The sequence below is a fragment of the Acinetobacter seifertii genome, assembly GCF_000368065.1.
Taxonomy (GTDB): Bacteria; Pseudomonadota; Gammaproteobacteria; order Pseudomonadales; family Moraxellaceae; genus Acinetobacter; species Acinetobacter seifertii.
This window is the reverse complement of the sequence record NZ_KB851200.1, coordinates 2310176-2322795: the sequence shown is the minus strand read 5'-3', so window position 1 is coordinate 2322795 and position 12620 is coordinate 2310176. Positions and strand designations below refer to the sequence as shown.

Sequence of the window (12620 nt, the reverse complement as noted above, 5' to 3'; positions counted from 1 at the left end):
CCCTTAATTTTCTTAAAAATGAATAATAAGATAAAGAATGGGGAAATATGGTTCAACGGGGAAAAATTAAACGCAGCAAATTCAAGCTGAGTTCACGTGAGTACATCAGTATATTTATCGTTGGCATCTTGGTTGTTGTTGCGTGTGTGACTTTTATTGTATTGCACTATCGTCAACAGGCTCAGCAGCGTGCATCACATGAAAAAGTACAATTATTAATAGAGCAACAGAAGCAGATTATTAAGGAACAGCGCGCAGCTTTGGGTAAATTGCCAGATATACAACTTTCTGAGAAAACGAAAAAGGCTTTAGTATTTACTCCTCAAACAGTTGCTTCTCAAACAGCTCCAGCCCCGGAACGAGTAAATAATGAAACATCGGCTTTTCATTGTGATGGGCGTGAGTATTGTACGCAAATGCATTCTTTAGAAGAGGCACGTTGGTTTGTAAGAAATTGCCCGAACACTAAAATGGATGGAGATCATGACGGTGAGCCATGTGAAAATGACTCACGATGGCATTAGAAAATCAGGCTTTAAGCCTGATCTTCATCGCAGAATTTTAAAAATGCTTTAAGACCTGGGCCTTGATATTTTTGGCGATGTACCAGCATATAAAGCGGACGGGTCAGTTGCCAAAATGGTGTATCTAAAATAACGAGTTGACCTTTCTCACTTAAAGGTTCAATCGCTAATCTAGAAATACAAGACATCCCTAAACCACCTGCCACTATTTTCAAGATTGCTTCATTATGACCAAGAGTTAAGCGAATGTTTGCATCTGGTAGATCTTGCAAAATTGCATTATCAAAGACTTCACGCGTACCGGATCCTTCTTCACGTAAAATCCATTCTACATCATGAAAATCTTGAGGCGTAAGTGGACGATTTAAACGAGTTAAAGGATGATCTGGTGAACAGCATACTGCTAACTCATCATCACGCCAATGAATACATTGGAGTTGAGGTAAGTGACAAGAACCTTCAATTAAAGCTAAATCTAATTGGAACTGATTTACTGCTTCAATCATTTGGCGTGTATTGCCCACTTGAAGTTGTAAATGTGCTTGCGGATGACGTTGTAAAAAGTTAGCCATTAAATCAGGCATTAAATAGTCGCTAATGGTTAAAGTCGCACCGATACGTAAATCGATACTTTGTAATTCACCCTTGGCAGCTTGTTCAAACGCTTCACAACGTCCTAATATTTCTAATGCTTGAGGAAGTAAAAAACGTCCAAGATCATTAAGCTGTAAGCGCTTACCTAAACGATCAAATAAAGGAGCACCTAAGCCGTCTTCTAAATCGGCTAAAGCCATACTAGCTGCACTTTGCGTCAGTCTGACCGCATCACTGGCTTTAGTAACGGTTCCTTCTTGGGCGACTGCTACAAAAACAGCCAACTGGCGTAATGTCATCCGCATGTTTAAAAAGCCTTAACGTTTAAAAGTATTCATTATTTCGGCTGTCATGCTAACATGAGCGCACTATTTCATGCCACGTTGAAATCATGTCAATTGAAAAATTTAGCGTAGAAAAAGTTTTATCAGTTCATCGTTGGACCCCAACACTTTTCAGCTTTACCATGACTCGCCCTTCGCATTTTAAATTTACCGCAGGTCAGTTTGCGCGTATAGGTTTAAAGGTAGGTGACGAACTGGTTGTTCGTGCTTATTCAGTGGTGTCTTCTCCATTTGATGAAACGCTAGAGTTCTTCTCAATTGTTGTACCAGACGGTGCTTTCACTTCGAATCTACAGCATTTGAAAGTCGGTGATGAGCTTTATTTGGAAAAAATTCCATATGGCTATCTGACTTTGGCGCGTTATCAGCAACCTTTGCCGCATGATTTATGGTTGTTGGCAACAGGTACAGGTCTAGCTCCATTTTTGTCGATGCTACAAGACTTTGAGACTTGGTCTAATTATCAAAAGATTAATTTGGTTTATAGCGTCCGTACGTCAGATGAATTGGCATATGTCAATCGTATTCAAGAGATTGCTGAAACGTTTGGGGAAGGGCATAACGGCTTTAAATTTACTCCTATTATTACCCGAGACTCATCAGCGCCGTTGCATGAGCGCTTACCGGTTTTAATCGAAAGTGGTGAGTTAGAAAAAGCAGCAGGTCTGGAACTTAATTCAGCAACCAGTCACGTTATGTTATGTGGAAACCCACAAATGGTAGATGACACCAAAGAAGCTTTAAAACGCCGTGGTTTGACGATGAATCGTCGTGGTGAAGGAAATATTGCGGTAGAAAATTATTGGTAAAAATCGAAAATAAAATATTTTTAAGAAAACTTTTTATGGATATGTTTATTAATGGACAAACATATCCATAAATTCACGAATTTCTGAAATCGCGCTGTCGACATCTGTTGAAAGCCAAGTTGGTTCAAACAGACCTGCATAATATTCAAGACGATCTTGAGGAACAACCAAGCGAACAGGGCAGTCTTCTTCAAGTAAACGCCACGGTAAAATCGGGACTTCATTGTCCAGAAATACATTGATATTACGAATATCAACAATCATCGCATTAACACATTCAGGGAATGGCATGACCGAGAACTCTTCGGTACGGCGACGGAAATACTCAAGATCACCCCATTTTAACTGAAAGCTTGGTTTATTAAATTCAATAATACCAATGAGATGCTCATCTCTTGTTTGATGCAAATAACATTGATGTGTGACGTCAGTGTCGAGATCAAGAGTTACGCTTTGCTGACGATACATCATAAAATTGAGTAGCTTTAAAACAAGGGGGCTTATTATAGCCTATTTTATAAAAAGTAAGCGCTAAAACATATTGTATTACAAATCGAGTTTTGAAGAAGGTGATGAATAAAATGAGATTATATTTTTAATAGTCAAAATTAATGTGGCTAAATTTTATACTAAATTTATTATTTTAAAAGTAGAGTTTTGCAAACCTAGTCACCTACGCATAATGCTTTTTCACACAATGCAACAAATCAAATTGTTATGATGATTATAAAGTTAATGATAATAGAAGAGGGGAAAGAAGATGCATGATTTTTCAAAACCACCTCATGTGACGAGTCCTGAAGAAACTGCGAAAAAAAGAAGATTGCCAGTTTATATTTTAATTATTGTTGGGCTTTTTCTTATTGCACTCATCGTCTACATGGTTGCTGATCATAGCAAAACGCCTAAAGAAGAAGGAGCTTTTCAACATGAGACCACACCACATGTCATGATGGGTAGTCCTGATTTGAAAACTTACAAAGGATAGTAAGCCCAACAGTATATCTTGATAGAAAGCCTTTAGGATGTGCCCTGAAGGCTTTTTTTGCAATCTTTTGCATCAATTTGTTGTATTTATGCAGAAGGTTGTTGATTGAAAAATATTCAAAACATAAGGTGACATAGACCGCATTTATCGTCATTTTTTACAACGAACTGGTGTTTTTCATTTATTGATAACACTGAAAAGAACATAACAATTGAGGACATAACAATATGAATGAATTTTTTAATGGGCCTCGCGGCGCTCAGTTTGATGCGATGTATTACTGGGATCAGTTTCATCCTATTTTGGCTGCAATTGTCATCTTACTGGTTGGCTGGATAATCGCTTTAGTGGTAGCAGCAGGGGTAAAAAAACTTCTGCAAAAATTAAATACCAATGCCAAATTATCTTCAGCTACAGGGCGTACTCCCAATATAGAAGGTCTCGTCTCCAAAGTCATATTTTGGTTTATTTTGATTCTTGCCGTTGTTGCTGCTTTAAATGTACTCAACATTAGTGGAGTAAGTGGTCCATTTAGCAATATGGTGAATCAGGTACTTGTTTACATTCCAAATATTATAGCTGCGGTGGTGGTGGGCTTTATTGGCTGGATTGTTGCTCGACTGGTGCGAGCAGGGATCACCAATGTGCTGTCTAGAACGCAACTTGATGATAAATTAAGTAGTGAAGTAGGTGTAGGAGGAATCAGTCAGAATATCGGTGAAATTCTTTACTGGCTTGTACTATTACTTTTCCTTCCGATTGTTCTCTCAATCTTGGGATTAACAGGTTTACTTATTCCTGTTCAAAACATGGTGAATGAGGCGATTGCCTTCTTACCCAATATCTTCATTGCTGGCGTTATCGTTTTTGTTGGTTATATCTTGGCAAAAATTGTACGCGGTATTGTTGAAGGTCTAATCAATAGCTTAGGTGTTCAAGCTCAAGCTGAAAAAATTGGTCTTTTCAAAAATTCAAATGTAGGCAAATTCTTAGGTTCATTTGTTTTTGCCATTATTATCATTACGACATTGATTGTGGCATTTGAAGCTTTGGGTATTCAGACCATTTCTCAACCAGCGACAGCAATGCTGAATGAAATCTTGCAAGCGATTCCGAATATTATTGCTGCTGGTTTAATTCTACTTGTTGCTTATATTGTTTCTCGATTTGTTGGACGCTTGGTTGCTGAACTTATTGCAGGAACAGGTGTTGATGAAATTCCAGCAAAATTAGATGTACAACGCTTTTTAGGTCAAACTAAAGTCTCTGGTGCTGTTGGCTGGTTAATTGTGTTCTTTACGATGCTCTTTGCAGTTTCTGAAGCTGCTGACCGTCTTGGTTTTGAACAGATTAGTGGTCTAATTGCAATGTTTATCCATTTCGGTGCAAACATTCTATTGGGCGCTGTGATTTTGGTGATTGGTTTCTGGCTTGCAAATGTTGTAGCGAACGTAGTTCAACGTGGTGAATATAATAGTTCGCGTTGGTTAGGTAGTTTGGTTCGTGTCTTGATTATCGGCTTAGTTCTTGCGCTTGGTTTAAAAGCGATGGGTATTGCTGATTCGATTGTGAACCTTGCATTTGGTTTAACTCTAGGCGCAGTTGCAGTTGCTTTCGCACTTGCATTTGGTTTGGGTGGCCGCCAACCAGCAGAAAGATTGCTATCTGATTTGCTTGATAAAGCGAAAAAAGAAGCAAATCATCCAAATCCTTTATATCAACCACCTACTACAACAGCAGCGAGTACGTCTTCAACTCCAACTTCATCAACCACGACAACTCCACCATCAACGGTTCCATCTGATGCAAAACCAGCAGATTCTGCACAGGTAAACCCAGCACAACCACCTGTAAATAAACCATTTGGCTCTACGGGGGAAAATGATGAAATTTAGTGAGTGAACTAATTTTCAGATAAACCGTACAAAAAATCTTTGATTTTTGTGATAAGTTCGACCACTCTATATGAGTGGTCGTTCTGTCTTTGACAGCTATAAAAACAAATAAGTGAGGAAAATACGATGAAAAAACCTGGTCGTTTTTTAGCACCTGTTGTAATTGCTGGGATTACCGTTGGTTTTTTAGCAAGTGCTTATAAATTTGTATTTAGCAAATCTGACTCATCAAAACAGGCAACAACGCATACACGTGATGCTGAAAAATCATCAAGTGAGTCTAAAGCAGCAAATTAGCTTATTCCGTATTTAAACATATTGTGCTGCTGCATAAGCAGAAGACCAAGCCCATTGGAAGTTATAACCTCCTAAATGGCCGGTTACATCAAGTACTTCTCCAATAAAGAACAGTCCTTTCTGCTTTTTGCTTTCGAGTGTTTTAGATGAAACTTCGGTTGTATCAATTCCACCTAAGGTCACTTCGGCAGTACGGTATCCTTCAGTGCCTGATGGTTTAACCGAAAAACCATGTAACTGCTCGGCAATATGCTCTAGCTGTGCATCACTAATATTACCAATTGCCGTTTCGCTATGCTCTGTCCATATGAGTTGTTGTAGCTCTTGTACAATACTTTTCGCGGTAAATTCATTCAGAAGGGTACGCAATAAAACTTTCGGCTGTGCTTTCTTTTTGTCTTTTAAATAAGTTGTTAAATCTTGGCTTGGGAAAAAGTCAATTTTAAAACTTTCTCCAGTATTCCAATAGTTAGAAAGCTGTAAGGAACTTGGTCCACTTAAACCACGATGGGTAAATAATAACGCTTCAGTAAAGCTATTTTTTGAGTTGCTTAACGTAACATCTAAAGCATTACCACTTAAGCGTGTGGTGACTTCTTTAATATGATCTGAAAAAGTAAATGGAACTAAACCAGCACGGGTTGGGAAAACTGTATGTCCAAATTTTTGTGCCAATTCATAGCCAAAACCAGAGCCACCCAAAGTCGGAATAGATAAGCCTCCTGTAGCAACAACTAATGACTCACAGCTAAAACGACCTTGATTGGTGTGTACAGAAAAACCGCCTTGTTCTAATGGGTCGATCTGTCCAACTTCACAATGGGTTTGGACTTCAACATTGTTGGTTTTATTACACTCACTCACCAACATCTCTAAAATTTCTTTAGCGCCGTTTAACGTAAATAATTGCCCGTGTTTACGTTCTTCATAGGCAATTCCATAATCACACACCAGACCAATAAAGTCCCAGTTGCTATAGCGTGACAGGGCAGAAATGACAAAGTGCGGATTATGAGAAATATAGTTATCAGGCTCTACATAGAGGTTGGTAAAGTTACACTTGCCTCCGCCCGACATTAAAATCTTTTTACCAATTTTGTTGGCTTTTTCTAAAATTAAAACCGAGCGCCCTCGTTTAGCAGCATGTGCAGCCAACATGAGTCCAGAAGCGCCTGCACCTAAGACAATGACATCGACATGACTGTTAGACATAAGAGATTCTCGATTAATCGTGAAAATTAAAAAGGGGCATATACTACCATGTCAGCACTTACTCGTGCTAAAGACATTTATTGCCGTAGAGAAAACCTTAACTAAAATGAGTAAATTATTGGTGCGATTTATTTCTTTTATCTGCCTGTAAACCACCAGAATGAATAGCCAAAATACGAGTTCCTTCAGAAAAGTAATTATTCTTTATAAGGTCAAACAGACCGAACATCATTTTTCCCGTATAGATCGGTTCAAGAGGCACGGTATATTGCTTTTCAAAACCTTCAATAAATGCAAATAGTTCAGGTGACGTTTTCGCATAGCCACCGCAACAATAAGCATCAGTGAGCGACCAATTCTGTTTTTTAGTCCACTGCTGAATCTCTTGTTGTAAAAAGTCACCTTTTAAAGCCGAAAATCCTAAAACTTTTTGATGTGTTGAACTTTTTTCAATGAGCCCTGAAATCGTTCCTCCAGTTCCAACTGCACAACAAATGACATCATAGTTTTGTAAATCACTTTGACTGAGAATTTCCTGACATCCTTGTACTGCTAGCTCATTAGAACCACCTTCAGGAATAATGAAAGTTTCAGGAAATTGATTGTGTAATTGTTGAAGGTAGTTTGCATCATCCCTCAAGCGATATTCATTGCGTGAGACAAAATGTAGCTGCATTCCCAAACTTTGGGCTTTTGCTAAAGTGGGGTTAAGAGGCTTACTCGCTAACTCTTCACCACGAATAATTCCAATACTATTTAAGCCAAAAATATGAGCTGCATAAGCCGTTGCAGCAATATGGTTTGAATAAGCGCCACCAAAAGTCAAAATATTTGATAGTCCTTGTTGTTTTGCGGCAAGCAGATTGTATTTTAGTTTGAAAAATTTATTGCCCGAAATTTGAGGATGAATTAGATCTATCCTTTTAATGTCGAGATGAACAGATGAGGGGAGTTCAATGTGCTGATAGGAAATAGGCTGGGCAATGTGATCAAACATTAGAAATTGAGAAAAATAATGAATGATCACATTGTAACTTTTTAAAGAGAACTTTAAAAAGCTGATTAAGAGCTTGTGTCGACAGAAGTAATCACTGACATACCAGGACGTAAGTGTTCCATTCCTTCCTGATTCGGGTCTATGGTGATGCGTACAGCTATGCGTTGCACAACTTTAGTAAAGTTACCTGTCGCATTGTCTGGCTTTAACACACTGAACTCTGAACCTGCAGCAGGTGAGATTTGCTCAACATGGCCTGTAAATTTTTTGTGGTTCATGGCATCGACAGTAAACGATGCTTTTTGACCAATTCGCATATTGGCAATTTGGGTTTCTTTAAAGTTAGCAATCACCCAAGTTTGCTGTGGAATTAAGTAGAGTAACTGTGAGCCTGCCGCGACATATTGTCCAACACGAGGGTTTACTTCACCCAGTTGACCATCCATTGGAGTAACAATAACGCTATAGTCTTTGGTGGTCTGTGCTTGGTCTAACTGTGCTTTAGCACTTGAAACTTGTGCTTCTAAGCCAGCTTCTGCGACCTGTGCGGTTTTCAAAGCCTCTTTAGCAACTAAAACATTCGCTTCTGCCTGTTTCAGTGCAGCAAGGTTATTTTCAGCATCGGCCGCGGCTTTATCTTGCTCAGATTTAGAGGCTGCACCACTATTTCCTAGCTGTTGGTAACGTCTAAGCTGAGCTAAAGAGAGTTCGTATTGAGCTTTTGCTTGATCGACTTTAGCTTGCGCCGCCACAATATCAGCTTGCTTCTGAGCAATGGATTGGGTTTGGTTGGCTAAAGTATTTTTAGCTTGTTCAACCCCAGAAGCTGCCTGAGTTACTTTTTGGTCATAAGTGGTTGCATCAATGTGCATTAACACTTGACCCTTTTTAACATGATCAAAGTCTTTGACTAATACATCTTTAACGTAGCCATTAATTTGTGAAGATAAAATCGTAGTTTTACCTTTGACATAACTATTGTCAGTTTGCTGGACACTCGTTGCAAAAGGACCAATTCTCCATGCCCATAGAATTACTAAAATACCGATAATAAGGACTCCCAACATCCAGAACAGAGTTGAGCTTTTTGTCGGAATCAATTTACTTGCAGGTGCAGGTGCAGGTGCAGGTGCAGGTGTTGGCTCGTTGGCAGGAACCTGAGCAGGTGATTGTTCCGGTTTGTTTTGATCATCTGACATATATCAATCTCAATTTCTATTTCATCAATAACAAAAGCCTTTAAGGACGGCTAATTCCTCTACGTTGTAGATATTTACTACGCGCAATGTTAAATCCACCCCATAAGAGCAATGCGATAGCAAAAATACCGTTTAACGCAATAACATCATTGTAGGCACGCACTTGTGCTTCACGGGTGACTACTTGATTGAGTGTGCGCATGGCCTGAGTCGTTTGTAATGCTGGGTCATTTGTTGTGATGGCTGCACTACGTTGATAGGTGGAGAGCCTTTGAGAAACTAACGGATCTGATTGTTCTAAATCTTTAATAATCTCGACTTGATAGTTTTGTGTGCGGTGTTGTTGATAGGTCGAGAAGAAAGAAGACCCGACAAGGCCACCAAAGGTTTGAGTTGCAGAGAACAGCACAATAAAAGTCACTACATACGAAGGACCTTTAGCCAAAGTCTGTGCGAAACCAATAAGCAGTAACGGCCCAATAAATAAACCACCTGCGAAACCTACTAGGAACTGACTTGCAAAGAAGTTCACTGGTCGAACATCACTGGTTAAGTGATAATCTAGTCCACAGGCAACCAGAATGAGGAACTCTGCAAAAAGTAAGTGGAAGATAATTCGTTCACGTGAAAAAGTCAGTGCACTAAACAGCGTTCCGCTTAAAATCCCGATGAATATCACCACATAAAGAGGTACAAACTGATCAGGCCCCATTCCCATAGCTTTTAAGAAATTAACCGCAGCATAGCTTTGCTCTGACATTAGAAGTCGAATAGCAAAAGCACCAAAAATAAAGCGTAAGGTCGAAGCAGTACCTAGCCAACGTGTCATAATTAATGGATTGGCTCGATAGTGTTCATAGAGCAAACCAAGAACCACTAGGCTAAAACCTGCGATTAATACATAGGCCAACCACTCACTGTTGAACCACCACAGAATTGGGCCTTGTGTAAGCACAATACATAAGCATGCAAAACCGGGAGCTAGTAAAGCAAAGGTAAAGAAATCCTGCTTCTCAAATACATAAATACGTAAGCTTCGTGGTAGTTTCAATGAAACGACCATGGCTAAACAACAAAGTGCTAAACCTAGCTCAAAGGTGTAAAGAACAGACCAACTGTCTGTACTGACAAGAAATGGAGAAATAATCCAAGCGACGGGAACCCCTAATTGTTGAAAACCGAAAGCGATATAGATGCCTTTTGCCATATCTGCTTTTTTAAAAGCTTGCATGGTGTAATACATACCTAAAGAGCTTAGAGGTGCTCCCGCTAAACCCGCTACAACTCTTGCAAATAGGGCCATTTCGTAGGTATGCACAAAAATATGTAAAACCAGCACGGCAATAAAAATAACCAGTCCTATTTCCGAAAATACTCTCAGACCATACTGTTGCCGGGCTTTAAACAAAATCAGGTTTGAGCTGACATTTGCCATGACATAAGCAGCAGGTAGCCAAGCAGCTTCGGAAGGAGTCAGTCCATATTCACCTTGAATTAAAGGTAAATTCGCCGTAATAAAACCATTACTTAAACTTGCCGAAAGGGCTATAAATAAACCAATAAAAAAGTAAATAAACCGCTTAGGTACAGAGTGTGCAATTGCTGCTGGTGAACCAGGCAAAGTCGGTTGCTCGTCTGGTGTCCAGTCGGGTGGTGTTTCTAAATAACGAGGCGTTTTACTCATTCTATCCCTCGAATTTTTGTACTTGAATACCATTAAATAGTAATTCAATTGCTCGTTTTGCTAAGCGAGTCTGTTCTTCTGGCTCATGTCCTTGAAATGAAGAACCTAACATTGCAGTGACCATAGCATAGTCATTGGCAGTGAGATCAGCTCGACACAGTTTTTGTTCTATGGCATTTTCAATCAGTGGTTTAAGTGCATTATTTCGCCGTTCATAAATTTTTAACATAATTGGATCTTGTCGATCAATCACTCTCCAAAAATCTTGCAAAATTGCAAGTTTAGGAAGTTGTGCAATATGTCCTTCAATTAAACGAAATAAACCATCTTCGAATTGTTGAAAATGAGCTGCTTTTTGCTCTAGCTGTGTAATTGCACGCTCTAAAAGGGCGCTAATTAAAGCCTTACGATCACAAAAGTTGCGGTAAAAAGTTGCTCTACCTACACCTGCATGGTCAATCACAACCTGTAAGGGGACATTAATACCATGAATACGAAAACATTCTTCGGCAGCATTGAGTAATTCATCCCGATTATGGGCAGCAATTTTTTGGCGGGTACTCATGTTCTTGGATTGAGAGTTTTAAAGACCAATATATTTAACGGACATTTTTGTCCGTTGTGAAGATATAAATTGTAAAAACATGAAAATTCAATTTTCATCATTTATATGTTTTCCATTTTTATATGTGACATAAAAAGCTGTTAGAATACCGCGCAATTGCGTGATGTTAGGTCAATACAATGTTTGAGTCCCTTATTCCTCTTTTTTCAATTGCGATGGCATTGATGCTTGGAGCAATAAGTCCTGGGCCAAGCTTTATTTACGTAGCACAAAATTCAATTTCTAAATCACGTAAACATGGTTTGTTTACAGCTTTAGGTACAGGTACAGGCGCAGCTCTTTTTGGTTTTCTAGCTGTTATGGGGTTGCAGGCAGTTTTATTAGCAGTGCCTTCCGCTTATTTAATCTTAAAAATTGGTGGTGGGCTGTATTTGCTTTGGCTGGCTTTTAAAATTATTAAACACGCTAAAGAACCAATTGCCATGGAAAATGATGGCAAATCAAAAATGACCTATAAACAGGCATATCGTTATGGCCTGATTACCCAGTTAAGCAACCCGAAAATTGCAGTCGTTCTAGCGAGTGTATTTACTGCTTTATTGCCAAAAGAAATTCCAAATTACTACTACGTTGCATTGCCAGTGATTTGTTTTATGATTGATGCAGGGTGGTATTCATGTGTTGCAATGCTGCTCTCTTCAGAGAAGCCTAGAACAATGTACTTAAAAGCAAAAACTGGCGTTGATCGAGTAGCTGGAAGCATTGTGAGTGTATTAGGCTTAAAATTAATTTTCTTCAAATGATAAGCCTTTAATTAAAATATCTAAAAAATCCAAAGCCAGCTATTTATAGTCTGGCTTTATTTTTGAGTAAAATATATACAAATTGAAATATCTTTTTTAGTACTTAAACATTTAAAAAGTGGTAACTTAATAAATAAAACAAAAAGAAATGAGGGTCACGTTATGAAAAAACTAATGGTGAGCATTTCTGTAGTTTTTCTCATCTTAACTACAGGGTGTGAGATGAAAACAATGAGTAAGCCACAACCAGCAAATGAGCGGACCATGAGCATTGTTGGTACAGCTGTTCATGAAAAAGATTACAAGATTTCCGATTTACAAGCCAATAATCATGAGCAATCCAACTATTAAGTTACTCATAGCTTGCATCACTTACTGCATGTTAAATGTGGTAAGTGCATGTGAGCCTGCATCCTTGGATTGGAAGCTTTTTCAGGAAAAATATGATTTAAATCATGATGGAATGTACAGCTTAAAAGAATTTGAACGTGTCCAAGATTTCTACCCGTATAACTGGTTTACGGATAAGCGTTTTCAGGGAGACAATAAACAAGCAGAGCTATTTCATTATTTAGATGAAAATAAGAATGGCTATTTAACAAATGAAGAGTTGGGTAATATACACGTTTTATTTAGTAACCCTTGCGAAGGGCGGCCTTGGTTATAATTTAAGCCTTCTTATAGATGTTTCTTGAAAATTTATAGTTAA

General features: G+C 38.7%; 15 protein-coding genes. 8 read left to right on the top strand and 7 right to left on the bottom strand.

Going from position 1 to position 12620, the window contains the following annotated elements; translation table 11 throughout:
- Positions 1-47: 47 nt before the first annotated feature.
- Entirely contained in the window at positions 48-524 is a 477-nt protein-coding gene (locus F985_RS0104580; protein WP_004703482.1) for an excalibur calcium-binding domain-containing protein, read from the top strand.
- An 11-nt stretch (positions 525-535) separates the two neighbouring features.
- Here F985_RS0104580 and gigC read toward each other — a convergent pair whose 3' ends face one another.
- Entirely contained in the window at positions 536-1423 is an 888-nt protein-coding gene (gene gigC / locus F985_RS18420; protein ID WP_004703480.1) for a LysR family transcriptional regulator GigC, read from the bottom strand.
- An 86-nt stretch (positions 1424-1509) separates the two neighbouring features.
- On the opposite strand from gigC, the gene F985_RS18415 reads away from it, so the two are divergent.
- Complete coding sequence (locus tag F985_RS18415) at positions 1510-2271, top strand: ferredoxin--NADP reductase (protein WP_004703479.1); 762 nt, start codon at positions 1510-1512, stop codon at positions 2269-2271.
- A gap of 48 nt (positions 2272-2319) precedes the next feature.
- On the opposite strand, the gene F985_RS18410 is transcribed toward F985_RS18415, so the two are convergent.
- Positions 2320-2739, bottom strand: coding sequence for a hypothetical protein (locus F985_RS18410; protein WP_171057774.1), 420 nt, complete (start codon positions 2737-2739; stop codon positions 2320-2322).
- A gap of 292 nt (positions 2740-3031) precedes the next feature.
- Between F985_RS18410 and F985_RS18405 the strand changes: the two genes are divergently transcribed.
- The 3 genes from F985_RS18405 (at position 3032) to F985_RS18395 (ending at position 5451) form a co-directional block, all read left to right on the top strand.
- Positions 3032-3259, top strand: coding sequence for a hypothetical protein (locus F985_RS18405; protein ID WP_004703475.1), 228 nt, complete (start codon positions 3032-3034; stop codon positions 3257-3259).
- Between the two features lie 227 nt (positions 3260-3486).
- Positions 3487-5154, top strand: a complete 1668-nt coding sequence (locus tag F985_RS18400; protein ID WP_004703473.1) for a mechanosensitive ion channel — start codon at positions 3487-3489, stop codon at positions 5152-5154.
- Between the two features lie 126 nt (positions 5155-5280).
- Positions 5281-5451: a hypothetical protein gene (locus F985_RS18395; protein ID WP_004703471.1), complete on the top strand. Its 171-nt coding sequence runs from the start codon at positions 5281-5283 to the stop codon at positions 5449-5451.
- Between the two features lie 12 nt (positions 5452-5463).
- Here the strand turns inward: F985_RS18395 and F985_RS18390 are convergent, their stop codons facing one another.
- The 5 genes from F985_RS18390 to F985_RS18370 all read right to left on the bottom strand — a co-directional run bounded on the left by F985_RS18390 (position 5464) and on the right by F985_RS18370 (position 11108).
- Positions 5464-6663 (bottom strand): BaiN/RdsA family NAD(P)/FAD-dependent oxidoreductase, encoded by a 1200-nt coding sequence (locus F985_RS18390; RefSeq protein ID WP_004703469.1) that lies wholly within the window; start codon positions 6661-6663, stop codon positions 5464-5466.
- 115 nt (positions 6664-6778) lie between these two features.
- A complete protein-coding gene (locus F985_RS18385) occupies positions 6779-7660 on the bottom strand; it encodes a 1-aminocyclopropane-1-carboxylate deaminase/D-cysteine desulfhydrase (protein WP_004703468.1) in 882 nt (293 codons plus the stop codon).
- Positions 7661-7725: 65 nt separating this feature from the next.
- Complete coding sequence (locus F985_RS18380) at positions 7726-8859, bottom strand: HlyD family secretion protein (protein ID WP_004703466.1); 1134 nt, start codon at positions 8857-8859, stop codon at positions 7726-7728.
- Between the two features lie 40 nt (positions 8860-8899).
- Positions 8900-10543, bottom strand: a complete 1644-nt coding sequence (locus F985_RS18375) for an MFS transporter (RefSeq protein ID WP_004703464.1) — start codon at positions 10541-10543, stop codon at positions 8900-8902.
- A 1-nt stretch (position 10544) separates the two neighbouring features.
- Positions 10545-11108, bottom strand: coding sequence for a TetR/AcrR family transcriptional regulator (locus F985_RS18370; protein ID WP_004703463.1), 564 nt, complete (start codon positions 11106-11108; stop codon positions 10545-10547).
- 179 nt (positions 11109-11287) lie between these two features.
- Here F985_RS18370 and F985_RS18365 point away from each other — a divergent pair, with 179 nt between their 5' ends.
- The 3 genes from F985_RS18365 (at position 11288) to F985_RS18355 (ending at position 12578) form a co-directional block, all read left to right on the top strand.
- Positions 11288-11911 (top strand): LysE family translocator, encoded by a 624-nt coding sequence (locus F985_RS18365; RefSeq protein ID WP_004703462.1) that lies wholly within the window; start codon positions 11288-11290, stop codon positions 11909-11911.
- 162 nt (positions 11912-12073) lie between these two features.
- Positions 12074-12262 (top strand): NF038215 family lipoprotein, encoded by a 189-nt coding sequence (locus F985_RS26015; RefSeq protein WP_004703460.1) that lies wholly within the window; start codon positions 12074-12076, stop codon positions 12260-12262.
- The gene (locus F985_RS18355; RefSeq protein ID WP_025469193.1) at positions 12243-12578 is read left to right on the top strand and encodes an EF-hand domain-containing protein; all 336 of its coding nucleotides are present in this window, start codon (positions 12243-12245) and stop codon (positions 12576-12578) included. The genes F985_RS26015 and F985_RS18355 overlap by 20 nt, the downstream gene beginning before the upstream one ends.
- Positions 12579-12620 lie beyond the last annotated feature (42 nt).